The sequence below is a fragment of the Desulfofustis glycolicus DSM 9705 genome (assembly GCF_900130015.1).
In the GTDB taxonomy this organism is placed as follows: Bacteria; Desulfobacterota; Desulfobulbia; order Desulfobulbales; family Desulfocapsaceae; genus Desulfofustis; species Desulfofustis glycolicus.
Genome location: NZ_FQXS01000010.1, coordinates 60,020 through 85,656 on the forward strand (window position 1 = coordinate 60,020; position 25,637 = coordinate 85,656).

Consider the following 25,637-nt stretch of genomic DNA (forward strand, 5'->3'; position numbering starts at 1 on the left):
GCTGTAGCTATTTCGCCGCGGCGATGGCCGCGTCGATCAGCTGCTGGCCGGCTTCGGCATCACCGCCGCCGATGGCTTTGACCACCGACGGGGTGGTATAGACGCCAGCCACGGCTGCGGCAAACGGGGCCTTGTCAGGATGGGTGACTTCCATGCCTTCCTTGGCGCAGGCTGCTTCCAGTTCCTGGTCGGCTTTCATGGAGATTTCACGTTCGTAGGTGCGGGCCTCGGCGGCTGCTTCGGTGATGATCTGCTGCTGTTCCGGAGTCAGTGTCTTCCAGGTGATCTCGCTGATCAGCAGAACCGCCGGCGAGTAAAAATGACCGGTCATCGCCAGGTGCTTCTGGACCTCGAAGAAGCGCGACGAATGGATGACGGCCAGCGGGTTTTCCTGGGCGTCGACGGTCTTTTGCTCTAGGGCGGTATAGAGTTCGCCGAAAGCCATCGGCAGCGGGCTGGCGCCCAGGGCTTTCATGGTCAGGATGAAGACGTCGTCTTCCATGACCCTGATTTTCAGCCCTGCCATATCCTCCGGAGTGTTGATCGGCCGTTTGGAGTTGGTGATATTGCGGAAGCCGTTTTCGAACCAGCCGAGCGAACGGATACCGACAGTGGTGAAACGATCGGCGATGCTGGTGCCGATCTCGCCGTCAAGCACGCGGTAGCAGGATTCGCGATCCTTGAACAGGAACGGCAGGTTGAAGAGTTTGACCTGGGGGACGAAGTTGCCCATCGGGCCGGTGGAGGTCAGCGTCATTTCCAGCGAGCCGAGCTGCAATCCCTCGACCATGTCCCGCTCGGAGCCGAGCTGGGCGGCCGGAAAGACCTGGACTTCGATGTCGCCGCTGGTCCGCTCGGCGACCAGCTTGCCGAAATATTCGGCGGCCTGGTTGTAGATGTGGGTCGGCTGGGTTGATGTGCCCAGTTTGAGGATGGTTTTGGCGTAGCATGCCGGAGAGATGATGAGAACCGCCAGGCATAGGACTGTTGCTGCAAGAAACCGTTTTCTGCTCATAACTTCCTCCTCGTGGTAGATTGACTGCGATATCGCCGCTACCGTCCCGCCCGAGCCCGTCAGGGCGTCAGGATCGGGAAGGTGTTGGCACCTTGCGGCATGACCGTGACGGTCGGGTTGCCGTTGCCACATTTTTCATAGGCGAGCTGCAGGGCCTCCTCAATGGTGGCGACGCCATGCACGCCGGCCTTGCGAGCCAGTTCGATATTGTTCTCGTGGGTAACCATGATCATGTAGCCGCTGTTGACGTATTCGAGCTGGCGAACCGCCACCCAGCCTGAGATCAGGAAATTGGCGCGCACCGCTTTTTCCAGATCGACAAGGGTCTCGTTGTCGAACCAGTCGAAAAATTCGCTTGGCTCCTCGATGTCCGGGCATTCGGCCAGCAGGATGACAACACCGCCCGGTTTCATCGCGTAGACACCATTGTCGATGGTCTTCTGGGCCTGGTAGAGGTTGATGTCTTTCGGGTAACCGCCGGCCGAGGCGATGACGATGTCGGCCTGCTCCTTGATCGGAACGCCGAAAATTTCATCGACCAGCCGGGTGGCTGCCTGCCAGGCCGACACCCAGTTGCCGGCGAAAAAGCCGGTCAACTCGCCGTCCAGGTTGGGTACCACGTTGACGATGAAATCGGGCTTGATGAAGGCGGCGACCTCCATCATGTCTTCGTGGGCTGGATTTCCGGCGGTTTTCATATTGGCGGCCAGCGGGTTGGAGCCGTCGCCGACGGTGCGGGCCATGGCCCACATGTGGCTCTGCTGGATGGTCTTGAGGGAAGAAACGCCGGGCATGATTGATTTGCGGCCGCCGCCGTAGCCGACCATGTAATGATAGATGACGCCGCCGGTCAGGATGACCCGGTCGGCTTCGGCCACCAGGCGGTTGACCGAGACCTCGGTGCCGCGGCTGGTAGTGCCGTAATAAACCATGTTGTCGGTGTCCCAGGCGTTGTGGTTGACCACCCGGATGCGATGGCAGACCTTGGCGCTGCAAAGCTCGACAAACTCGTCGGGACTGTTCTGACGATGGGCGCCGACGGCGATAATGACCGTGATGTCCTCGTCTCTGATGCCGGCCTCGTTGAGGTAATCGATGAGCAGCGGCAGGGTCAGCTCGTTGCGCTGCCAGCCCCTGGTGATGTCACTGACGGTGATCACCACCCGCTCACCCGGTTTAACGATCTGACGCAGCGGCGGACTGTCGATCGGGTGATCGAGAGCGTGGCGGTAGGTCGCGGTCAGATCATCTGGCGGGGGGCGGTTGTTGCCGACCAGTTCATAGAGCAATTGCGACTCGGGGATCGAAAAGCTGGTTGTCCCCTTGCCGATTTTCAGCGAAAATTCACGATAGTTCACGGTGCCGTCCATCCTACTTGTTGTGCCGGGCGGCCAGCTTGGCGGCTTCCCCTTCGACCATTTTGTAGACATGCTCGTCGCCGGGGAAAATGCCCTGGCGGACCTCGTCGATGTAGGCCGCGAAGACCTTGCGGTATTCCCCGGCGACGTCGCCGTAACGCTTTACGAATTTCGGCGTAAAGGCCTGGAACAGCCCGAGAATGTCGGAGCAGATCATGACCTGGCCGTCACAGTCGCCGGCGCCGATGCCGTAGATCGGGATGGGCAACTCGTCGCGAATGATCTTGGTGACTTCAGGCGGTACCCCCTCGACCAGCATCGAAAAGGCGCCGGCCTCGTAGACCGCGTGTGCATCGTCGATGATCGCCTGGGCGCTGTCGGCGGTCCGCCCCTGGGCCCGAAAGCCTCCCTGTGCGCCGGAACTCTGCGGGGTCAGGCCGATATGGCCCATGACCAGCATGCCGCCGTCACTGATGGCCTTGATCACCGGGGCGACCCGGACACCGCCTTCGAGCTTGACACAGTCGACTGCGGCTTGCTTGTGAAAGCGAACCGCGTTGCGACAGGCGTCTTCGATACCGACCTGATAGGCGCCGAACGGCATGTCGCCGATAATGAAGGTGTTCGGTGCGGCGCGGCGAACCGCTTCGCAGTGATAGATACACTGGTCCATAGTGACCGGCACGGTGCCGGAATAGCCGTAGACAGCCATGCCAAGGCTGTCGCCGACCAGCAGCATGTCCATGCCCGCTTCTTCCGCCAGCTGTGCGGTTACATAATCGTAGGCGGTCATCCACACTGCCCGCCTGCCTTCGTCCTTCATGGTTTGCAGATCAAATCTGGTCAGTTTTTTCTTCAAAACGAGGTCCTCCTGGATTGGTGCTTGGGTTCGGGTTGGATTGGTTTTTGTGCGGCCGCCGGTTCGGTGGCTGATCGGCGCCGGCCGTTCCGGCATCGGTTGCGACAATCACCGGGGCGCCGTGTGCCGCCAGATTGCTCTGGATCGCGGCTGGCAAGGGACGGTCGGTGATGATCGTAAAACGGTCGTCGATGTCGAAGGCGTGATAGAAGGCGACATGACCGAATTTGGTGGCATCGGCAAGAATCATGATCGATCCGGCGGCGGCGACCATGTAGCGTTTTGCATAGGCGATGTCGAGACTGGTGTCGCAGCACGACGATTCGTCGGTAATTGCGTGGATTCCCATCAGCGCCACGTCGACATGCAGGTCTTGCAGAAACGAGACGCCCGGTTCTCCAAACAGGGTATAGGAGCCGGGGCGCAGGGTGCCGCCGCTGATCAGCAGATTGATCGACGGACAACCGGCGAGCAGTTCGCCGATCCGCAGATCGTTGGTGATGGCGGTCAGGTTGAGGCCCATTTCAACGACCCGATAGGCGGCCTCGTAGACGGTGGAACTGGAGTCGAAAATAACGCTCTGGCCGTCACGCAGCCTCTCAGCGGCGCATCTGCCGATCCGTGACTTTTCCTCACGGGCGACCCGCGACGTGATATGGTAGTCAGGTTCAAAGGTCGTGCCGGGCGCGGTTTTCAGCGAGGCGCCGCCATGACTGCGTTGAATCGCGCCGGTTCGGGCCAGCCAGTCCAGGTCGCGGCGGATGGTCGGCAGCGAGGCCTCGGTGGACTGGGCAAGCTCGTGAACGGAAATGGCTCCCTTGCGGCGGATCAGTTCCAAGATCAGATGGCGGCGCTGGGCAGGAATGAGATCCGCTTTTTTCTGCGTGACGGTCATGGGCCAATCCGGGAAGAAAACAGGAATAGATATCTAAAGTGATCACAAACAATCATAAAAAGTCAACAAGAAAAACGGTTGCGTCAACGACAGGTGCTTCTTGTTTTTCCTTTCATCACTCTCTTGGGGCCTGAATTAGGGGCGCGAGCTGCGGATGTCAGAAGGGAGCTGCCTTCTTTTTTTCGCGAGGAGACAAAAGCATTTTTCCGCAACTGGGTTGTCATGGTACAAAGAATGCTACCGAAGATGATGAGTTCGGTCCCCGGTGTTACGACGATGAATAAGCGATCGATCTTGAAGACAAAGGCCGCCGGCGCTCCCACGTGCCACCGGCGAGGACGCTTCGTGTGGGTGGTTTTGCTGACCGCCTGGGTGCTGCCGCTGACGGCCCCGATGGCCGGGGCCGTCGAGCCGCTCGAACTGCGGCTGGAAGAAGCGATTGACTGGGCGCTACGCGACAACCGCTCGATCCGGGACGCCCGCTTGGCGATTGATAGCAGTGAGCACGGTGTTATCGCTGCCCGGCAGGCATTTGCCGTCAAGGTGCGGCCGCTCTCCAGTATCAACTATTCCAGCAGCGACGAGCGGGACATCGCGGTCTGGGAGGTCGGCGGGTCGGTATCGAGAACCTTTGAGACCGGGGTCACGGCGGCCGTTATGCCGAGCGTCGCCAAGGGAGATGCTGGCTATGACGCGGATGTCGGCTTCTCGATTACCGTTCCGCTGCTGCGCGGGTTGGGCCGAGAGGTGGTCCTCGACGAGGTTTACACCAACGAATTTGCCGTCGCCGCCGCCCGGCGCCAATTACACCGGCAGCGGGTAGATACGGTTGTGGAGACCGTTGCCGCCGTGTACGGCCTGGTCAGAGAAGAGCAGTTGATCGGTCTCTACCGGCAGCAACTCGAAGAATTGCAGCGACATCTGCGGGTGACCGCCGGTAAGGAACGGATTGGTCTGGCCCGGTCGATGGATGTCTATCGGGTGGAGATCCGCATCAAGGAGACCGAAGACAGTCTCAACCTGGCCCGAGAACGGGCCGACACCATGGCCGATCAGCTCAAGACCCTGCTGGCCGTGCCGCTCGAGCAACCGCTGACGGTGCGGGCGCCGCTGTCCTACTCGCTGATCACCATCGGTCTGGACGAAGCGGTCGATGTGGCCCTGGAGCAGCGGGTTGAAATCAGACAAGGTGAGGCCGATATCGCCGAGGCGCGGCGGAAGGCCCAGATAGCCTATCACAACATCATGCCCGATTTGCAGCTGGAGGCCGCCTATACCCGTGGCGGCAGGATCGACGGCGACGATTATGTGTCGGATTATGACGAGAACCTGTTGAACGTCACGCTTTCCAGCTCGACGGATCTGGCCCGGTCGACCGAAAAGGCGAAGTGGCAGCAAAGCCGGATAGCGGTGAGCCGGCGACAGCTGCAGTACGCCGCGCTGACCGAAAGCATTGTCCGGGAGGTTCGCCGGGTGCTCAATGCACTGGAAAAATCGGCGGAGCGGATGGCGTTGCGTCGCCAGCAGATCGCTCAGGCCACCGGCAAATTTCGCCTCGCCCAGATCAAGTTTCGCCACGGCGAGGCCGACAACTTCGATCTAATCGAGTCCCAGGGGCAGGTTCAGCAGGCACGGGCCGATCTGGTTACCGAGGAGATCAACTATATCATCAACGGCTATCGATTGCGGGCCGCCATCGGTACGCTGCTCGACGGGGACGGGGTGGCGCAATGAAAGGCAGGCGGGTGGTGATCGGTCTGTTGGTGCTCACGGCGTTGGTATCCGCGGGTTATTATCTTTTCGGCGCCCCCCAGACACCGCCGCAACAAGATCCCTACCTGGTGCAGGTCGAAGTGCGCGACCTGGCTGTCGAGATCAGGACCATCGGTACGCTGGAGGCGCAGCAGGCCCACATGATCTCGTCGCAGATCAAAGGACCGGGGGCAAAGATCATCTATCTTGCCGGCAACGGCCGCTTTGTCGCCAAGGACGAGATTCTGGTCCGTTTCGACGCCCAGCCCTTCGAGACGGCCGTCGAGGAACTGCGGATCGAGGCACACAACCTGACCGCCGCACTCGAGGCCGCGGAGCAATTGGTCGAGTGGGAAAAAAACGAAGCCGGTCAGCGGATCATCACCGCTGAATACCAGCATAAAGTGGCCCAGCTCGATCTGCGCCGCCTGGTGGAGGGCGAAGGGCCGCTCAAGCTGGCGCAGCTCAGTGATGAACTGGACGAGGCGGCTCTGGCCCTGCAGCGTCATCGGGCCTACCTTGAGGATTTGCAGGAGTTGGCCAAAGAAGGGATCGCCAATCCGGCGGAGTTGGATCGGGTCGGCGAAGACGTCAAGATTCTCGAAGAGACCCATCGTTCGGCGAAACGACAATTCGACAGCTATCAGGACTATGTGCTGCCGCTGCTGATCGAGACCGCCCGGGCCAAGGAACAGAACACGAGATTGTCGATCGAGCAAATCCGCCAGGCCAGCGTGCACAAGATTGCCAATGCCGAGGCAACCCTGATGCAGGCCAGGGGCCGGCTCAGGGCCGCCGAGGAGGCGTTGGCCAGGGCTCTCGAGGAATTGGACAAGACGGTGCTACGGGCGCCGTTTGACGGTATGATCGTGCACTACGAGACCTACCGTGACGGCGAGATGCGTACCCCGCGCGAGGGTGATACGGTCATCGTCAATCAGCCGATCATGTACTTTCCCGATATCTCCAGTCTGACGGTCAAAAGCCGGGTACGGGAGTCTGATCTGCATCGTATTCGGGCCGGTCAGCAGGCAACGGTCTTTATCGACGCGTACCCGGAAGAGCGGTTTGCCGGCCGCCTGGCTGCTATCGGGGCCTTGGCGCGCAAGGGTGGACAGGGAGAAGAGAAATTTTTTCAGGTGGACATTTCTCTGGCCGAGACCGATGATCGGCTCAGGCCCGGCATGTCTGCCCGAGTGGTCATCCATGTCGCTTCTCTGAGCCGGGTGCCGACACTGCCTATCCAGGCGGTGTTTCGCGATGCCGGCGGGGACTATTGCTATCTTTCCACCGGCGCGTTTTACGAGCGGCGCTCGGTCACCGTCGGCCGGCGTAACGAGGATTTCGTGGAAATCGTTGCCGGGCTCGATGTCGGCGACCGTGTCTCGCAGGTGGTGCCGGATACGCCGGTGCCCCGTTCCGGCAAACGCCGACAGGAAGCGCCGTGATCGTCGAGCTGCGTGGGGTGTGCCATGGCTATCGGCGCGGCGCCGACCTGGTAGAGGTGCTCGGCGGGGTCGATCTGTGTCTTGATCCGGGCGATTTTGTGGCGGTCATGGGTGCTTCCGGGACCGGCAAATCGACGCTGCTGCATATCCTCGGCTGTCTGTTGCGCCCGGCCGGCGGCAGCTATCTGCTCGACGGTGAGCAGCTGCAGGGACGACCGGAACGGGAACTGGCCGCACTACGTTCACGCCGGATCGCTCATGTCTTCCAGATGTTTTACCTGCTACCGCATCTCGATGTCGTGCAGAACGTCGCGTTGCCTTTTCTCTATCAGGAGGGACTGTCCAGATCCGAGGTGCGCTACCGGGTTGACGATGCCATTGACCGGGTCGGGCTTGGGCAGCGACGCAAACACCGGCCGGCTGAGCTGTCCGGCGGCGAGTTGCAGCGGGTGGCTATTGCCCGGGCACTGGCGCCCCGCCCCGATCTGATCCTGGCCGATGAGCCGACCGGCAATCTCGATGCGCGCACCGGCGGTGATATCCTCGACCTGTTTCAGGCGATGAACGACGACGGCCATACCATTGTCATGGTCACCCATGATCGCCACGTGGCTTCCCGGGCCGGGCGCCTGGTGACGCTGCGGGACGGGACACTGCACGATGGCTGAATTTTTCTCCGACAGCGTCCGCACGGCGATCACCTCCCTGGCGCAGCACAAGCTGCGCTCGCTGCTCAGCATTGTCGGCATTGTCTGCGGTGTGTCGACGGTGCTGGCGATCTTTGCCATCGGCGCCGGTGCCGAGGCGGAGACTATGCGGCGTATCGGTCAGCTCGGCTTGAACAATATCTATCTGCGCGCCGACAACCTGACCGAACAGCAGATTGCCCGGGCTCGGAGGTACCAGTCCCGTGGTCTGCAGATCGGCGACTTGACGCGTCTGCAGACGACCGGCCTGCCGATCAGGCGAACGGCGGCCAGTCGGGACCAGCGGGTCGAGCTGGCCGGTCTGCCCGACGATGTGCAAGGGCGGGTTATCGAAGCGACCCGTGATTATCGGGCTGTTCTCGGCTTGACCATGGCCGCGGGGCGGTTCCTGGCCGACCGGGATCTGGCCGATCGTAATCGGGTTTGTGTTCTCGGCTGGTCTGTTTCCGCAGCTCTTGGCGCGGACGGCAAGCCGGGTGCCCTGATCCGGATCGGTTCCGAGTTGTGGCAGGTAGTCGGGGTGCTCGACCGGCGGGATGTCGACGCAGCGGAAACCGGCCGGATTTCGTTGCTCGACATTAATACGATGATCATCGTCCCGCTCGGCACGCTGGGTGCAGCGGCAGACGGTGAACCGGTCAGTGAATTGATCGTCGAGCTGGCAACGGTGGAACGGATCGAGGCAGCGACGGTAGTGATTGCCGGCACCGTCCGGGCAGCCCATCATGGCGTCGATGATTTTTCGGTGATTGTCCCGAATGAACTGCTGAGCCAAGCCAGAGAAATCCAGCGGTTATTCACCATCGTCTTCGGTTCGATCGGCACGTTGTCCCTGATCATCGGCGGCGTCGGTATCATGAATATCATGCTCGCCGGTATTTCCGAGCGGGTCAGGGAGATCGGGCTGCGTCGTGCGGTTGGCGCCCGGCCCGATCATATCGTCGTACAGTTCCTCAGTGAGGCCGTCTTGCTGACCACGCTCGGCGGTCTGCTCGGCCTGGCCGGCGGCTGGGCGCTGGCCCGCGGGGTTTCGCTCTATGCCGGCTGGCCGATAGTGATCTCGTCGGCGACCATCGTGCTGCCGCTGCTGATGGCGCTGGCCACCGGTTGCCTGTTTGGTATCTACCCGGCCTTCAAGGCGGCCCGGATGGATCCGTTGCAGGCGCTGGGTTATGGGGAGTAACAGACGGAAAAAAGGACAAAAAACGGGACATCCTCCTTTTTGCCGAAGTAAAAAGGGGGACTGTCCCGTTTTTATTCGAATTCCAGCGTAAAGGCGGTCCGGCCGCTGAGCGGGGTGGCGTCTTCGCTTTGGAAATTGGTCAGGATGATATCGACCGAGGTTACCGTTCCTTCGCAAAAGGTTTCCTGACCACTCCAGCTGGTCCGGTAATGCTGGACATCGAGCCAGCTGCCGGTCACGGTAAAGGACGCCTCGCTGCTGTCAGCATAGCCGAAACGGGTGTCCATCGGTTCCGAGAAGGTAAAGGTCACGGCATCTTCTGCGCAGGTGACGCTGGTAGTATCAATGGCGACGGTCGGCTCCGGCTCGGCCGGCGGCGGTTCACTGCTGCCGCCGCCACCGCCACCACCACCGGCGGCCGCGATCAGGGCAACCCCGCCGGCAACGGCGGCAACGCCGAGGCCGATTTTCATCGATGAACTCATCTCCGATTCCGGGGGCGGCGGCAGCGGTTCCGGTGTCCGGGCAACAGGGGCGGCCTCGAGATCAGCGAGCAGATTGCCCTCGGTCAGTTCCTGCAGGGCCTCGCGGGCCAGATCGAAACTCGGGTCCTCGGCCAGTGCCCGGGTGTACAGATCGGCGGCCTGCCGGTACTGGCCCCGATCGGAGGCGTCGATTCCGAGAAAAAAGGCGAGCAGGGCCGGAGTGCTGGCCGATGGCGGAACTTCCAGGCCGCGGCGTTCTTTTGTCGGTAGATAGATATTGAGACTGTCGAGGACGTGGAACAGCACGTCCTTCTGGATGCGATACAACTCGTCGATGGGACCGGCGGCTGAAGGCAACGGAGAGGTGGTGCCGAAGGGCACGTCGATCAGAGAGGTGTTCACGGCCAGCTGCTCGATCGATCCTTCGGTGATCGCACCATTGACCATGTAATAGGCGTCCAGCAATTTGCCGATGCGTGGCGCAGCGCTGTCCTCAACGGCGTCACCGGTGCCCGGCTGTACTTCGTCGAGTAATGCTTGCACTTTTGTGCGCTGGATCACGGTAATCGACTCGATTTTCGCCAGGTCATGGCTCAGCAGCAGAGCCATTCCCTTCTGCAGTGCATCCAGTCGTTTTTGACCGGTGCGGTTATGGAAATTGAGCACGGCAATAGTCTTGGAGTTTGTTACCTCGTCGGGCTGAACCTGACCGCTGACGACTTGCCGTGCCCAGTCGCGCTCTTCCCGGGAAATGACCTGGCCTGCTTGGACGGCGGTTGAACCGTAGAGTAACAGCGTGGCGGTGCAGAGGTATCGGAAAAACGACCGGTGTCTCATGAACTCCCTCCTGATGGATACAGCCGGGGTGCGGTGCGCTGTCCAGCCACGCTGTTCCGGCGTGAAGAAATCAAGCAATGGCGTCGATCGGAACCGATTCATAATAGCCAACATGTTCAGGAAAGTCATCGCATTTCACCAATCAACCTGGCTCGTTGCGGCAGACTATGGCGACGGGGCGGGAAACGGAGGGGCGAGGCGGGGCGGATTCACCCGGCAGGCGGCGGGATCGGACGTGCTGAGAGAGAGGACCCCGCCGGCCTGGTCAGGTGATGTCTGTCGGGTTGCAGAGCTGATCGCGCTCTTCGGCGACCCTTCCGCAGGTACTGCAGGAATAGTTCATCGCGGCTAGTTTGCCTTTGCAGACATGGTTGACCGAGACGTTGTGTGCTCCGCAATACTCGCAGTGCAGGTGGACATCGGCGGGGTTGCACAGATGACCGGGGTCATCGGCAACGGCGCCGCAGTTTTGACAGGTGTGGGCCATTACGGACCTCCTTACAGCTCACGGACAGGCTCGCCGGCACTTTTCGGGTAGGCCGTGCCCCACCGTTTGTACATGCCGGCAGCCATCATGAGCCGTCATCGATGTGTTGTCGCGGGGCTCGGCCGGAGGTTAAATGCTAAGCCTGTCGGGGTGAACTGTCAATGGCGCCCGTGGTACGTCAGCTGCTCGATGATGATCCGGCTGCTGCAACCGGGGAGACGAATCCGTCCGGTTTGACAGCTAATACCGAGCACCTCAATTGCTCGAGGATCGTTTCGGCAGTATTGCCGATCAGCAAGCCCGCGATACCGGTTCGAGCAAGTGTTCCCATGACGACAAGATTTGCGTCAATCTCTTGGGCGAGTTTCGGGATAGCGTGGTGCGCCGTTCCTTTCAGGACATGGAGGGTCGGCGAGAGATAGCTATAAGTATCGTTGCCGATGGCAGCGCGCAGTCTTTCTCCCAGCTGACGCAGCCCATTGCGATGAAGCAGCTCCTCTTTCTCGACATAGCCGGCAATGCTTTTGCCGTGACTGTCGGTTTGCCCGCGAACGAGTCGTTCACCAAATACCTGCCAGCTGTGAACCAGGTGTAAATCGGCGAAATCGGCAAGTGCCTGCGAAGCAGCCAACTCGAGTATTTTTTGATTCAGCTCCGATTCATCGCCATTGGTCTGGAGCGGATTGAAGTCAACCGCAGCGATGATTGATCGATACGTCGTCCGTTCCGACGGTTTCAGCAACCATAGAGGACATGGACATTTCCGTAGCAAGTGCATGTCGGTGCTGCCGAACAGCCTTTCCAGAAAGTCGGGATCCTCGACGGTTTTGATTACCAGATCATGACCGTTGTAAACGACTGCGCGAATTGCTTCAAGAAAACATCTTCCTTGTCGTATCTCGGTGCGGATCGGCAGGCGCCGGCGATAGGGTGTGCTCAACATGTCAAGGTCTTGGTGGTGTGCGGAGCGAATTTTATCGTCAGAATCATCCGGGATGACTTGAAGGATGGTTAGTTCGGCGGAATTGTGTTCGGCAAGAGAAACGGCCCGTTCCAGCGCCGCAGCGTGGTCTGTGCCACTCTGATTGAGAAAAAGAATATTCTTGAATCGTTTCATCGTGTGCTAATCAGGTTATGGACTCGCCTGTCCGTTGTCTTCTTGGTGAAAAGCTTTCAGCAGCTTCATCTCGGGAGACAGCTCTTTGTCGCCGAAATAGATAGTGCTGTGCGGAAACGGTATCTCGATCTGTTCACGGTCGAAGGCGGCTTTGATCCGGCGCAGATATTCCCGGCCGACGGCCCATTGACGGCTCGGTTTGGTCCTGATCCGCCCCTTGATGATCACAGCCGAATCGGCGAGACGGTCCACGCCGAAGATTTCCGGTTCCTCCAGCATGGCGCTCCCATATTCGGGATCTGCCAGGAGTTCAGCTCCGACCTGATTCATGATGACGATCACCCGGTCGGTGTCCTCTTTGTAGGCAACGCCGATATTGAAAACGTAGGCCGACCAGTCCCTGGTCAGGTTGGCCAGGGTGGTCACCGTCCCGTTGGGAAAGGTGTGCACGACACCGGACAGGTCGCGCAGCACGATGGTCCGAAAGTTGATCTGCTCAACCAGACCGCCGGTACCGTTGATGACGGCGACGTCGCCGACCCGGATCTGGTTTTCCAGGATGAAGAAAAAGCCGGAAATAAAATCGCGCACCAGGTTCTGGGCACCGAAACCGATGGCCAGACCGACCACTCCGGCGCTGGCCAGCAGTGGAGCGATGTCCATGCCCAGCTCACGCAGCAGGATCAGTACGACCGTCAGCCACAGCGCGATATGGAGCGCCTGGCGGATGAGCCGAACCAGCGTTTCCGCTCGCTTTGCCGATTCGGTCGGCGGTTCGGCGCTATCGACGCTCTTTCTGATCAGGCGTCGTTCCAGCCGTTCGAGTACTTTATGCAGCATGATCAATGCAATCCAGGCGATCGCCAGGACGAGTACGATACGGAGCGAAGTGGTCAGGAGGAGCTTCCAGTCGATGTGAGAAAGTATTTTGTTCAACAATTCCATAATATTTTCTTCCTCTCTGGTGAACACTGCTGTGGTGTCGAAAAATGAGGCTGACGGGCCCGTAACGCCGGCACCAATCAGGAAGGAGGTTTGTCGTGCCGGTCCAGCACCTCTCTGACCTTGGCGAGAAGCTCCTTTTTGCAAAACGGCTTCTGGATGAACGACACGCCTCCGTCCAAGACGCCGTGGTGTGCGATAACATTGGCCGTATAACCAGACATGAAGAGCGTCTTCAGGCCGGGAGTAAGCTCTTTGAGCTGTTCGGCCAGATCACGTCCGTTCATCTCGGGCATGACCACGTCGGTGATCAACAGGTCAATGGTCCCGCTCTCTCTTGCCGCGAGTTTTTTCGCTTCACCCGGCCGGGCGGCGGCCAGTACCCGGTATCCTTGGCGCTGGAGCATGGCACGGGTCATGTCGAGAATCATCGGTTCATCCTCGACCAGTAGGATGGTTTCATGGCCGGTCGCTTCCGGTGTGTGGCTGGCGTCGTCGCCGGTGGTTTCCTGTTGCCTCCGGTGGCGCGGCAGGTAGATCCGGCATGTCGTGCCGTGCCCGGTCTCACTGTAGATATTGATAAACCCCCCGTTTTGTCGGACGATGCCATAGACCGTCGCCAAACCGAGTCCGGTCCCGGTGCCTACTTCTTTGGTGGTAAAGAAGGGTTCGAAAAGGTGTTCGATGGTTGCCGGACCCATGCCGCAACCGTCGTCGCTGACGATAAGCAGCACATAGTCGCCCGGTTGGGCATCCGGATGCGCGGCGCAATAGGACTGGTCGACCAGCACGCTATCCGTCTCGATGGTAATACTGCCGAAGTCAGCAATGGCATCGCGGGCGTTGACGCAGAGATTGGCCAGGATCTGATCGATCTGGGTGGGATCCATTTTAACCAGTTTGGGTTCTGCGCCGGGCAGCCAGAGTAGATCGATTTGCTCGCCGATCAGGCGACGCAGCATCTGCAGCATGCCGGTTACCGTATCGTTGAGATCGATGATCCGGGGCGCAACGATCTGCCTGCGGGCAAAGGCGAGCAATTGCCCCGTGAGTTTTGCCGAACGCTCAGCCGCCTTGTCGATTTCCAGAAGGCTGACAAAGAGCGGATGGTCGGGGGGCAGGTCTTCCATGGCCATTTCGGTATGGCCAAGAATCACCCCGAGCATGTTGTTGAAGTCGTGAGCGATGCCGCCGGCCAGTCGGCCGATTGATTCCATCTTCTGGGATTGCACCAATTGCTGCTGGAGCATGTCGCGTTCCTTCTCCGCTTCCTTGCGCTGCGAAATATCTCTGACAAAGACCAGGGCGCCGCGTTGCCCTTGATAGACGATCGGGTAACCGCTTGTTTCCACCCAGACGGTCGACCCGTCGAGACGGATGAACTGCAGTTCCTGGCGTTCGTCGATCGAGCGCTGCTCTTCGTTGAGCACCTGGATTCGCTCGCGAACTATATCGTGAAAATCCGGGTGAAAGTGCTCCATCACCGGAGTGTTGACAAGCTCTTCGGCGCGACTCGCTCCAAACAACTCGATTGCTTTCGGATTGAGGTAGGAAAAACGCAGCTGCGTCTGAATGAAGATCGGTTCGGGCGCGCCCACGACCATTGAGCGAAACCGCTCCTCGCTCTGGCGGAGCGCTTCCGCTGCCTGTTTACGTTCGGTGATGTCCAGCGCGGTGAAGGTGACCCCTTTGGCCAGATTGTTCGGGTCTAGCGGCGTCGAGGCCATCAGCACATCGATGATTTTACCGTCTTTGCGTTGCCAGCGGGTCTCCACCGAACCGGTGCCGTTGATGGCGATCTGCCGGTATTTTTCTTTGCCGACAAATTCATAATCGGCACGGCTCGGGTAGAGCATCCGGGCGTTTCGGCCGATCAACTCGTCGGCGTGATAGCCGGTCATCTCGCAGATTCGTCGATTGACGTCGACGAGAACGCGCTGCTTGACCACGCCGATGCCGGTTGGCGCTATCCGGAAGATACTGTGGAGCCGCTCACGGCTTGTCTGAAGTTCCTGCTCGGCCTCTTTGCGAGCGGTGATATCGGTTGTAAAGCCCTGATAATAAATTGTTTTACTGTCAAGTTCCTTGATCAGTCGGGCGGTGCGGGAAACCCAAAAGAAAGAGCCGTCCTTGCGACGCAGACGACATTCGTCGTTGATGATTTCACCATATTTTTCGAGCTGGCTGACAAAGAATGCCCGGTCGGCCGGTTCGACGTACGTCTGCCTGACGAGATCATCGACCGAACCGAGCAGTTCCTTAACGGAGTCATAACCGTACATTCTGGCGAGGGCGGGGTTAGCGTAGACAAAACGCCCCTGAGGCGTGGAGGTGAAGATGCCGATCGGGGCATTGAATAGAATATCCCGGAAATCCTGGAGAGCCGACGGATAAGGAGAGCTTGGTCCGTCCGAAGTGGTTTGTTCAGGGGGCATGGCAATCTCCATGGCAAGAGGCGCAGGCTTAAAATAATGTGGCGGCGGCGGGAATCGCCTCCACGCACAATCATAGTTCAAACCGGGGTATCAGACAAGCACCACCGATCATGGGGAATACGAGACTGCAAATAAAATAAAATGATGCTTGCCATCAGCGAATCTATACAGTAATAAATAAAAGTGGCGTTTCTTATCATTATTTGTGAATGTTTTGGTCGACGGTAACACCGGCGGCTCCACGATTGCTGGCCGTGTCAGGGGGACGGAACGGCAACAAGCGTGAAACTCGAGCACCTCGGCCGGGAAAGGAGGTGATGCGGCATCCCGGAGATCTGCCATCAATTGGTAACCATTCTGTTAACCAGCCAGATCAATCGCGAGACGATGAAAGGAGGGGAGGTACGATGGAACCAAGAACATGGGTGTATATCTTTCTGGGACTATACATAATCTATTGCTTCTGGTGGGGTTTGAGGGGATACTTCACCGAGAAAACCGCCTCCGGGTATGCCATCGGTGGTCGTTCGATCCCCTTTATCGCCTTTTTGATGGCGGCAACGGCCGCCTCGTTTTCGGGCTGGACCACGGTCGGTCACCCCGGCCTGATCTGGCGTGACGGCCTGGCCTATGCCTTTGCCTCGTTCTACGTTCTGACCATTCCGATTACCGGCGCCTTTTTCGCCAAACGGAACTGGCTGATGGGCAAGCGCTACGGTTTTGTCACCCCGGGCGATATGTTTGCCTACTACTACAACAACGAGGCGATCCGCTGGCTGACCGTACTGTCGGCCGTGCTCTACTCGATGTTCTATACCGGTCTGCAATTGATCGCCGCCGCCAAGCTGTTTGAAATCGTCGCCGGCGTACCCTATACCGCCGGCCTCTTCTTCATGGCCTTTATCGTCTGGTTCTACGTGGTGACCGGCGGCCTCAAGGCGTCGACCTGGGTCGGGGTCATCCAGTTCATCCTGTTGGTGACCAGTATCGTCATCCTCGGCTGGTACACCGTCACCGCCGATGCGATCGGCGGCTGGAGTTCGTTCACCCAGGCTGTTCAGGGGTTTGAAGCGAAATACGTGGAGGTGCCGAGCCTGATGAAATTCGGCCTCGGGACCGGCGGCTGGACTGCGGTGATGATCCTCACCTATATGTTCGCGTTGATGGGCATCCAGTCCTCGCCGGCCTTCATCCTGTGGAACTATGGCATGTCCTCGCCGAAACCGCTGGCCTGGCAACAGGTCTTCATGTCTACCTTCGTTGTCGGTCTGGCCCTGTTCTTCTTCACCGCTTTCCAGGGCATGGGCGGGCGCATCCTGATGAACCAGGGGCTCATCGCCCCGCAAGTCGACGGTGACCTGGTGCCGATGTTGATGAACTATCTGTTGCCCGGTCCGATGATGGCTATCGTCTTCCTTGGCATCATTGCCGCCATCCACTCGACCGCCGCACCTTATATCGGCACCGGCGGCACGATCATCCTGCGTGATGTCTACTGGCGCTATTTCAAGAAGCAGGAAGCCGGCCATGCCGAACAGATCTGGGCTAATCGGATCTTCGTCACGGTGCTCACCGTTTTGGCGGTGGGCGTCAGCCTGACGGCGCCGGGGGCGATTGTCATGATCGGTGGGTTCGCCACATCGTTCGGTTTTATCATGTACCTGATGCTGATGGGTGTCCATTACGGCTTCAAGTACCCGTCCATCGGCGTGGTCATCGGCCTGCTCGGTGCCATCGTTGCCTGTTTCATCACCTATTTCTGGTACCAGTACCCGTTGTCAATGCACACCGCGTTCTGGGGTCTGTTCGCCGGTCTGGTACTGGCGTACCTGTGTCGCGGCCTGGGGATCAAGGATAACGAGGAGACGATCAAGCGGCAGGCCGAGGTTCGTGAATGGCTGACCTCCATCGACTCGCCGTCCGAAACTGGCCAGAAATGGCGAAATGCAATGAAGTTCCTGGTTCCGCTCTGGTACGTCTTTGCCATTGGACCGCTGTGTATGCTCGGCAACTCGGCCTTTTCCTTCGCCGGGTTCGCACCGCTCTGGTCCTGGCAGATCGTCTGGTGGATCGTCGGTATCGTGTTGATGTGGGCCCTGTGCTTCAAGGCCGAGATGTCGACGACGTCCGCCGAGCAGATCGCCCGGGCCGACACCGATCAGAACATCGTTGTCAAGGAGATCTAACGATTACAACCATCCATTGATTAGGAGATCGTCATGGCAAGAGAAGACATTTGGCTGATCATCGTTGTCGCCTTCGCCATTTTGTTTACCGCTTCCTTCGGTTGGGGGTTGTGGGGCTAGGTAACTGACAACTGGTAGTGTACGAAAGAAGGGGGCTGCCGAATAATCGGCAGCTCCCTTTTTAATTGCTGCGGGGCAGTCAGGTTTGTTTTGGGCGGCAGGTACCTTCTCACCGGGCTGTACTGCCCGGTGAGAGGGGGGGCAGGTTGAGCAGGTGGCGGGCTGTTGAACGCAATCCACCAGGCTCTAAGACATTGCCCTTAATTGGTTCGGCAGGCCTTCAGTATGAAATAGCAGATAAAGGCGCCGACGCCGTAATAGGGAATCTTGTTCAGCGAATAATGGGCGCCGATAACGGTTCGGTTATCGAGGCTCACGGAAAATCCTTGCAGCAGTTCGGGTGCCTGCCAAGCAAGTAGTTCAATGGCGCAAAAGACCAGGAACAGCGCGATCAACAGCGGCGTCTCACGCAACCACGGCAGGGCTATCTGGATGAGCAGCGCCCAGCAGATGAGATAAAAAATGCCGGCCAGATAGAGCCCAACGTGCTCGTGATACGGGCCGGCGTAGAATTTGGCGCTGAGCCAGAGCGGCAGACAGATGATCAGGAATTTGAGCAGCGTGATCCTACTCTTGCCGTACTGATGGGTGGGCGGGGCAGCGGTGGCGACGCCGGTCGTGTCGTTCATGAAAAATCCTTTTCCTGTTGGAGTTATTGCCGGGCAATGCGGAGCGACGGTAATACCATGATCAGCCAGCTGCCCTGCGCCTGGCAAGCAACACCTCTTTGCGCGGTGCAGCCTTCGGTCGATGCGGCGGCTGCCCCGCAGTCGATCTCGCCGCCCTGTTGAGCGGCAGAGTCGGCGCCAAACCGGTCAGTCGACCATGCCTTTGATCTGATCGACGATTTCGGGGTTGGCCAGGGTCATCACGTTGCCGACATCACCCTTGTTGGAAATGGCGCCGAGAACCCGCCGCATGATTTTGCCGGAGCGGGTCTTCGGCATATCGGGAACGATATAAACGTTCTTGCAGCGGGCGATCTTGCCGATTTGAGTGACAATGGCATCGGCCACTTTCTGACGAAGTTCCGCCGAGGGTTCGAAACCGGGCCGCAGCGACACGTAGAGTTCCGGTTCGGTGCCTTTGACCTCATGGATGACCGGTACCACCGCCGCTTCGGCGACTTCGGGAACAGTCAGTGCCGCCGATTCGATTTCCTTGGTGCCGAGGCGGTGACCGGAAACGTTGATCACGTCGTCGATCCGTCCCAACACGCGAATATAGCCGTCTGCAGCCTCCATCGCGGCATCGCCGGTCAGATATGGCCAGTCGCGCCAGTCCTTGCTGTTCGGGTTCTTGTTGTACATCTTGAAATAGGTGTCGACGAACCGTTCACGATTGCCCCAGATGGTCTGGAAGCAGCCGGGCCACGGGTTCTGGATGCAGATGTTGCCGGCCTTGCCGGCGCCGGGCGGAATCACCGTGCCGTTTTCGTCGTAGATGATCGGGTGAATGCCCGGAACGCCCGGTCCGGCGCTGCCCGGCTTCATCAACTGCATGCCCGGCACCGTGGCGCAGAGGAAGCCGCCGGTTTCGGTCTGCCAATAGGTGTCGACGATGACCGCTTTGCCCTTGCCGACCACCTTGTGGTACCATTTCCAGACCTCCGGTTCGATTGGCTCGCCGACGGTGGTCATATGCTTGAAGTTGTAGTTGTACTTGGCCGGTTCATCCGGTCCCACCTTGCGCAGGGCGCGGATTGCCGTCGGCGCGGTATGGAAGATGCTGACGCCGAGATCCTGAGCGATACGCCAGCAGCGGCCGGCGTCGGGATAGGTCGGGATACCCTCGTAGATGACGGTCGAGGCGCACAAGGCGAGCGGGCCGTAGACGATGAAGCTGTGGCCGGTGATCCAGCCGATATCGGCCATGCACCAGTAGACGTCTTCCGGATGGATGTCCTGGATGTATTTGGACATAGCGGTGACGTAGGCGAGATAGCCGCCGGTACCGTGCTGCGCCCCCTTCGGTTTGCCGGTGGTGCCGCTGGTGTACATCAGGAAGAGCGGCTCTTCGGCGAGCATCTGCTCCGGCTCGATACGGGCACCGTAGTATTTCTTCAGTTCGTCGTTGACGATTACATCGCGCCCTTCGACGATCTCGGCATTTGATGACATCTTGCCGGGATAGCGTTGCCAGACCAGCAGTTTGTCGACCTTCTGCCCTTCTTTTTCGGCGAGCCCGCAGGCTTCGTTGTCGACTGTTTTGTGGTCAAGCAGCTTGCCGCCGCGATAATAGGCGTCCATGGTGATCAAAACACGGCTGTTCGAGTCGATGATCCGGTCGGCGCAGGCGCTGGCCGAAAAACCGCCGAAAACCACCGAGTGGATGACGCCGAGCCGGGCGCAGGCGAGCATGGTGATCGGCAGTTCAACCGACATCGGCATATGGATGGTGACTCGGTCACCGCGCTTGAGCCCGGCGCTGTTGCGCAGCAGTGCGGCAAATTCGTTGACCCGGACGTAGAGTTCCTGATAGGTGATGTGATCGACCCGTTCGGTCTCCAGTTCCGGGACGAAGTGAATGGCGGTCTTATTTTTGTTTTTGGCCAGATGACGGTCGATACAATTGTAACTGGCGTTGAGTTTACCACCTCTGAACCACTTCCAGCAGGGTGCGTCGCTGGTGTCGAGTACCTCATCCCAGTATTTGTACCAGGTGAGCAATTCGGCAAATTCGGTATAATAATCGGGAAAATTATCCAGGCTGAAGCGATCGGCAAGAGTTTCATCGACCAGGTTGGCCTGGTGGATGAAGGCTGGAGAGGGAGCAAAATAGTCCTCTTCCTGCCAATGGACGGCTATTTCGGCTGCAGAGGTTTCAACGATGTTCTTTTCGCTCATGGTTGTCGCTCCTTGTTCGTTTTTGGGAGGCTTGAAAATTTCGAAATTTCGTTCAAGATTTCCTTTTGTTTCTCGAGTCGCCCTGCTTATCGAAAAGAAGCCGGGCCAGCCGGTCAAATACACGCCGTTTTCGGGCGGTTCGGCGACGGTAACCGTTGTGCTGCAAACACTGCCACCGGTCGCCAAAACCGGGTGTCCCCGGCGGGAAAAGGGACCTCGCCGGGGGTGTGGAACAAGCGTACACGAGGCTGTCGGCAGGCCCGCTACTGGACCGACCGGACCTGTCCGGGAACTATCTCAGGCCTCGGCCGCAAGCGGCGAAACCTTGAGTCGTGCTGAGGCGTTTCGAATCGAAGAAGACGACGGCAAGCGACCAGGTACCGGCACCATCATCTCCGTGCCGCCGGTTGGCAGAACCCGGTGTCCGGTTAACGCAGGGGGAGATAACCGGATATGGTGCCCATGGGGTACTGCGAAACAGTAATAACCTAGCTTATATATCAATTTTCCTTATCATGCATTTAAGTATTGCTCAAGGAAAAAATGTCCTGCCGGAAGTCGCCGCATCACTTTTCCAGGTCTCTCTTGTGTTGAAATATTGAGCGGTTCCCGATGCTGACCGACACCCGGGCGATTGAGTCAGAGAGTGCCGGTAAAGTCGAAATTGAGTTTCTGCTGAAATTTTTCGATCCGTTTGAAGGCGCTTTTCAGCATAGCCCGGTCGAGATAGGAGAGGTGTTCCGGATTGATATAATTGTCCGGCTGCTGCTGTTCATCGATGATTACCGTAATTTGACGAAGAAATCTGAGCCGCATGAGATAATTGTAGGTCTGCACCAGATCGCGGTAGTCTTTGTCGGAAAAAACGCGCATCTTGTGCAACCGAAATAGCCGTCTGAGCGTGTTGTTGTCGGCGATCTTGTTTTTCAATGCGTAGATACGGGCAAAATCGATAATCGGCAGGATGGCCAGCTTGATATCGAAACAGCCCTTGTGAGCGCCTTTTTTCTCGACCAGCAGTTTTCCGAAAAAATTTACCGGCGGTTTGAAAAAGAGCGTGTTCTCCGTCAGGTTTCTGAGGAACCCCGGCCAGCGATCGATCGATCCGAGCAGGTTCTCTTTGAGTTTGTCGGCCAGCGCTACCTCGCCCCAGATCCCGCGAAAATCGAAAAATATGCTTGAGTGGAGCAGGTCCTGCGGGTTGGCCGTACGGATCCAGGACCGAAAGTAGTGCTGCCAGACCGACATCGGCTGGCACCATTTCGGGTTTTTCGCCATGTTATCGCCGGTGCAGAGCCGGTAACCAGCACGATCGAGTTGGTTGCAGACCCGTTCGGCAAGGCGGTTAAAATAGTCTTCAGCCGCGGCGGCCGCGGCTTGGTCCTGCTGATCCTGATAAACGATGGCGTTGTCCTGGTCCGAGATGAACGTCTGTTCCTCGCGGCCTTCCGAACCCATGATCATGAAGGCGAACTGACAGGGCGGCGGCCCGAGTTCATCGATGGCGAAGCTGATGGTCTTGTCGATGATGGCATCGGAGAAGGCGGTGATCAGTTTGGTGATATACTCGGTGCTGGCCCCGTTCTGGATCGGCGTCAGCAGCATTCTGGTCAGCCGGGCATGAATGTTTTCCAGCTGTCTGATGTTTTTTGCCGCCTTGACGGTTTTGATCAGCAGATACGTCGATTTGGTCTGGGCTACTATAAGGTCCTTTTCGGTTATAATACCGGTAACATCTCGCTGTTGGTCGAGAAGCATCAGATGACGGACATCCTGGTCGATCATTTCCAGAAACGCTTCATAGACCAGGGACTGGTCACTGATGCTGATGACCGGCGACGACATGATCGCCCCGACCGGGCCGGACAGGTCCAGTTGTCTGGCAACCGCCTTTTTCCGCAGATCGGCGTCGGTGAGGATGCCGGCAATCCGTTCGTCATCCCGTACGAGCAGGGCGCTGCTGTTGGATTCGGCCATCGTACGGGCGGCCTGGCTGATCGGGGTGTCGGCACTGCAGGAGGCTACGGCGGCTCGGTACATCGCGGCGATCGGTTGGTTGAAAAAGGGCAGGTTGAGCTCCTTGTCCTTGACCTGGCGGGAGATGATGCCGGCATAGGTCCGGTTGATCATGCTCTTGCCGAAGGCGTTGGTAAAAAATTCGGTAAAGGCGTCGCTCTTTTCGCACAAGGAAAGGAAATGATTGGCATCCAGGGTGATCATCTCGGCGTCTTCTTCGATCCGCAGGGTTTTCGTGGCAATTCCCTCGTTGAGCAGGATCGAGATGCCGCCGAAGCTGTCGCCCGGGTGCAAGTCCCGTTTCAGTGTCTCGCTGAAATTGAATTCGAAGAAAAACCGGGCGGCGCCGAAGGTCAGCACGCGAAACCGATCGACCGGGGTAATTTCCTGTGTCAGCAGGACTGTTTTCTTCGGCGCGGCCTCGCGGTAGAGGTGCTCGGCAACGGCGGCGAATTCGTCTTCGGACAGCAAGCAGTAGGGCTTGTAGCGATAGGCTTCTTCCATGAACGACCTCGTTGGTTGCCGGTGAAAAACCGTGGATCAGTAACGTATCCTCCGGAAGTAGATACGTTTCGACGCCGCAATCGCATCTTCCAGTGTGATAATGCCCTTGCTCTGCAGAATCGGAATCAGTCGCAGAAATATTTCCGCCGTAGCGATCGCGTCTCCCAGGGCGGTATGGCGACCGACGATGGTGACGCCGTAGCGCTTGGAAAGGCTCTGCAGGTCGTGCTGCTTGTGGACCGGATGCAGGGCGGCCGAGAGGAGCAGAGTGTCGAGGGCCAGGTTGTTGACGGAAATCCCGCACCGCTGTTCCGCACGCTTGAGGATCTTCAAGTCGAAGCTGACATCGTGGCCGATCAGCACCGTGTCTGCGAGGTAGTGGTGAAAGGCCGGCAAGACCGTGTCGATGGACGGTTGATCGGCAACCATTGATTGGTCGATACCATGGATTTTGTATGACTCGAAGGGGATATCGCGGCCCGGGTTGACCAGTTGTTCGAAACGATCCTGATAGACGATCCGGTTCTTAACGATCCGCACCGCCCCGAGGGCAACGATATCGTCGCTGCCGGGATCGAGGCCGGTGGTCTCGGTGTCGATGACACTGAAGGTCAGGGAGCTGAGGGCGGCATTGAGCAGGTCCTGGTTGTCGGTGTCACCCTCGAAGAGATTAAAGTCGTAATACTCCGGTCGGGAACCGGTGATGACCGGCGACTGGTATTCCGTAGTCCGGGCAAGGGCCGGCGCCGCCCGGGCGGTGATTCGCAGCTGTCGGCAGGTATGGTCCGGGGCGGGGAGCGGCTGTAGGACGGCTTTGTTCTGTCTGAGCACGTAGCTCAATCGGGGCAGGCTGCTGCTTTTCTTATCGAGAAGCTGCCTGATGCGCTCGCAGCTGATCGGCAGTGCCTCCCAGGACAACACGAAGACGACGTCGCCGGCCGCCGATGAGACCTGCAGCCCGAACTCGTCGGTGTTGCCCAGCGCCGCCAGGTGTTCGAGCAGCAGCACGAAAGCGGCGGCAAAGGAGTAGGTGTCACCGAGCATCCTGGTCTGCCGGTCGAACGGGGCGACATTGAGTCTGATGTTTTTTTCGCTGCCGGCACTCTTCTGGATCAGGAAGAGCAACCGTTCGATATCGAGACGGCCGAGCGGCATCGTCTCAAAGGCTGCATCGACGATGGCGGCGGAGGTGATCTCGAATTCGTCGCGAATGACGGCAAGCCGGTTTCGGATCCGGTTCGGCAGCGCGCTTTCGTCTCCAGTTGCCGGAAACTCGAGCTCGATCCGGCCCAGTTCGGTATGCAGAGCCTGGCGAAAGGAAATCAGCTGTTCACTGATCGCCTCATAGCGATCCAGGGTTTCGGAGAGGTGCTGCAGGCTCAGCACGAACCCGGTGATGGCCTGGTGCTCGTCAAGAACCGGAATGGTTTCAACCAGGCAGAGCGTCTCGTCCCCGAGCTGGCTGACGAAATAGGAGGCGATCTTTGTCTTGCCGCCGACTAGCCGTTCCTGGATCTCTTCGAGGGCTCGGCCGATCAGCCCACGGTCGACAAGGTGGAAGATCGATCGTCCGAGGCCGAGGAAATACTCGGATGATTCTTGCCTTCGCGTGCGTGCAAAGAGTTGTTTGGCCTGGGAATTGAAAAGCAGAATCCGTCCGTAACTATTGCAGATAATGATGCCCAAAGGCAGTTCTGCCATGATCGCGGCCAGCAGGTTACGGTCCTTTTCCGTCTCTTCCCGCGCGGAGCCGATCTCTTCCGCGATATGGTCGTTGAGGTATTCATAGCGTTTGGCAAAATCGTTGATCGCTTCGGCCAGATCCATGACGTCCTGGTTTCCCTGCAGCTCGAGGCGATGGGCCGGGTTAGTCTGGTAGATAACCGGAATCTCAGCTGGAATTCGTTTGAGAGGGAGGTAAAACCTGGTGTAGCAGACTTCGAAGATCACCCAGAGAGCCACCGGCACAATGGTAATCAGGGCCAGCAGATAATAGGCGTGGTCAAAAGCGATGGTCTGCATCTGACGGATCTGGCCTGGTTCAAGTTGGTGCCAGATCAGCAGCAATACCGTAAAGACAAAGACCAGCGTCGCCGCCAAGGCCAGGAAAACCAGTTTCCAGAAGAAGGTCCTCGTCTTTTTCATGACGGTATGTCCGTGACAGGTGATGAGCTGATCCGTGCATGCCGATCAAGATCGCGTGATGATATGTCTATCATAGTGTAAAGCAACGTTTCCGACAAGGTAGGAGAGCTGCCGGCAGGATACCATGCCCCGGTCCTGTTTGCCGGATGCCGGGAACTCCTTACTAAACAGGCGAAGAGCGCTTATAGTGTGACAATGATACTACATTGTGCCGCTCTCGGACCGACTACCGACAGCTGTGAGATGACGTGTCCGGCCATCGCCGCTACTCCGGCCTCCCCGGGTGGACACAAAAACCTC

The 25,637-nt window shown here is 58.6% G+C and carries 18 protein-coding genes; 5 read left to right on the top strand and 13 right to left on the bottom strand.

Going from position 1 to position 25,637, the window contains the following annotated elements; all coding sequences use genetic code 11:
• Nucleotides 1-7: 7 nt before the first annotated feature.
• From BUC26_RS09900 to BUC26_RS09915, 4 genes are read right to left on the bottom strand one after another with little or no spacing between them, the layout of a single operon-like run.
• A complete protein-coding gene (locus BUC26_RS09900) occupies nucleotides 8-1,015 on the bottom strand; it encodes a TRAP transporter substrate-binding protein (protein WP_073375669.1) in 1,008 nt (335 codons plus the stop codon).
• Nucleotides 1,016-1,074: 59 nt separating this feature from the next.
• On the bottom strand, nucleotides 1,075-2,373 hold the full coding sequence (larAH10, locus tag BUC26_RS09905; protein WP_161949833.1) for an NPN-dependent 2-hydroxyacid racemase, LarAH10 family: 1,299 nt from the start codon (nucleotides 2,371-2,373) through the stop codon (nucleotides 1,075-1,077).
• A gap of 13 nt (nucleotides 2,374-2,386) precedes the next feature.
• Nucleotides 2,387-3,232: a 3-methyl-2-oxobutanoate hydroxymethyltransferase gene (panB, locus tag BUC26_RS09910; RefSeq protein WP_073375670.1), complete on the bottom strand. Its 846-nt coding sequence runs from the start codon at nucleotides 3,230-3,232 to the stop codon at nucleotides 2,387-2,389.
• On the bottom strand, nucleotides 3,207-4,127 hold the full coding sequence (locus BUC26_RS09915; RefSeq protein WP_073375671.1) for a DeoR/GlpR family DNA-binding transcription regulator: 921 nt from the start codon (nucleotides 4,125-4,127) through the stop codon (nucleotides 3,207-3,209). The genes panB and BUC26_RS09915 overlap by 26 nt, the downstream gene beginning before the upstream one ends.
• Nucleotides 4,128-4,403: 276 nt before the next feature.
• On the opposite strand from BUC26_RS09915, the gene BUC26_RS09920 reads away from it, so the two are divergent.
• The 4 genes from BUC26_RS09920 to BUC26_RS09935 are packed head-to-tail and all read left to right on the top strand — an operon-like array spanning nucleotide 4,404 to nucleotide 9,217.
• Complete coding sequence (locus tag BUC26_RS09920) at nucleotides 4,404-5,861, top strand: TolC family protein (protein WP_073375672.1); 1,458 nt, start codon at nucleotides 4,404-4,406, stop codon at nucleotides 5,859-5,861.
• Entirely contained in the window at nucleotides 5,858-7,327 is a 1,470-nt protein-coding gene (locus tag BUC26_RS09925) for an efflux RND transporter periplasmic adaptor subunit (RefSeq protein ID WP_073375673.1), read from the top strand. Before BUC26_RS09920 ends, BUC26_RS09925 begins: the two co-directional genes overlap by 4 nt.
• Entirely contained in the window at nucleotides 7,324-7,995 is a 672-nt protein-coding gene (locus tag BUC26_RS09930; RefSeq protein WP_208609762.1) for an ABC transporter ATP-binding protein, read from the top strand. Before BUC26_RS09925 ends, BUC26_RS09930 begins: the two co-directional genes overlap by 4 nt.
• Complete coding sequence (locus tag BUC26_RS09935) at nucleotides 7,988-9,217, top strand: ABC transporter permease (protein ID WP_073375674.1); 1,230 nt, start codon at nucleotides 7,988-7,990, stop codon at nucleotides 9,215-9,217. Before BUC26_RS09930 ends, BUC26_RS09935 begins: the two co-directional genes overlap by 8 nt.
• Before the next feature lie 71 nt (nucleotides 9,218-9,288).
• Here the strand turns inward: BUC26_RS09935 and BUC26_RS09940 are convergent, their stop codons facing one another.
• The 5 genes from BUC26_RS09940 to BUC26_RS09960 form a co-directional block, all read right to left on the bottom strand.
• Nucleotides 9,289-10,539 carry a CsgG/HfaB family protein gene (locus BUC26_RS09940; protein ID WP_073375675.1) on the bottom strand — a complete coding sequence of 417 codons (1,251 nt, stop codon included), beginning with the start codon at nucleotides 10,537-10,539 and terminating at the stop codon, nucleotides 9,289-9,291.
• A gap of 265 nt (nucleotides 10,540-10,804) precedes the next feature.
• Nucleotides 10,805-11,026, bottom strand: a complete 222-nt coding sequence (locus tag BUC26_RS09945) for a hypothetical protein (RefSeq protein WP_073375676.1) — start codon at nucleotides 11,024-11,026, stop codon at nucleotides 10,805-10,807.
• A 178-nt stretch (nucleotides 11,027-11,204) separates the two neighbouring features.
• Nucleotides 11,205-12,143 carry a universal stress protein gene (locus tag BUC26_RS09950; RefSeq protein WP_073375678.1) on the bottom strand — a complete coding sequence of 313 codons (939 nt, stop codon included), beginning with the start codon at nucleotides 12,141-12,143 and terminating at the stop codon, nucleotides 11,205-11,207.
• Between the two features lie 15 nt (nucleotides 12,144-12,158).
• On the bottom strand, nucleotides 12,159-13,088 hold the full coding sequence (locus tag BUC26_RS09955) for a mechanosensitive ion channel family protein (RefSeq protein WP_073375679.1): 930 nt from the start codon (nucleotides 13,086-13,088) through the stop codon (nucleotides 12,159-12,161).
• A 77-nt stretch (nucleotides 13,089-13,165) separates the two neighbouring features.
• A complete protein-coding gene (locus BUC26_RS09960) occupies nucleotides 13,166-15,520 on the bottom strand; it encodes a PAS domain S-box protein (protein WP_073375681.1) in 2,355 nt (784 codons plus the stop codon).
• Nucleotides 15,521-15,927: 407 nt separating this feature from the next.
• On the opposite strand from BUC26_RS09960, the gene BUC26_RS09965 reads away from it, so the two are divergent.
• Nucleotides 15,928-17,706, top strand: a complete 1,779-nt coding sequence (locus BUC26_RS09965) for a sodium:solute symporter family protein (RefSeq protein ID WP_073375683.1) — start codon at nucleotides 15,928-15,930, stop codon at nucleotides 17,704-17,706.
• 320 nt (nucleotides 17,707-18,026) lie between these two features.
• On the opposite strand, the gene BUC26_RS09970 is transcribed toward BUC26_RS09965, so the two are convergent.
• The 4 genes from BUC26_RS09970 to BUC26_RS09985 form a co-directional block, all read right to left on the bottom strand.
• Nucleotides 18,027-18,455 carry a DUF2809 domain-containing protein gene (locus BUC26_RS09970; protein WP_073375685.1) on the bottom strand — a complete coding sequence of 143 codons (429 nt, stop codon included), beginning with the start codon at nucleotides 18,453-18,455 and terminating at the stop codon, nucleotides 18,027-18,029.
• 186 nt (nucleotides 18,456-18,641) lie between these two features.
• Complete coding sequence (gene acs, locus BUC26_RS09975; protein WP_073375687.1) at nucleotides 18,642-20,672, bottom strand: acetate--CoA ligase; 2,031 nt, start codon at nucleotides 20,670-20,672, stop codon at nucleotides 18,642-18,644.
• A 639-nt stretch (nucleotides 20,673-21,311) separates the two neighbouring features.
• A complete protein-coding gene (locus tag BUC26_RS09980) occupies nucleotides 21,312-23,192 on the bottom strand; it encodes a DUF294 nucleotidyltransferase-like domain-containing protein (protein ID WP_073375688.1) in 1,881 nt (626 codons plus the stop codon).
• A gap of 36 nt (nucleotides 23,193-23,228) precedes the next feature.
• Nucleotides 23,229-25,337 (bottom strand): 3'-5' exonuclease, encoded by a 2,109-nt coding sequence (locus tag BUC26_RS09985; protein WP_073375691.1) that lies wholly within the window; start codon nucleotides 25,335-25,337, stop codon nucleotides 23,229-23,231.
• Between the last annotated feature and the right edge of the window lie 300 nt (nucleotides 25,338-25,637).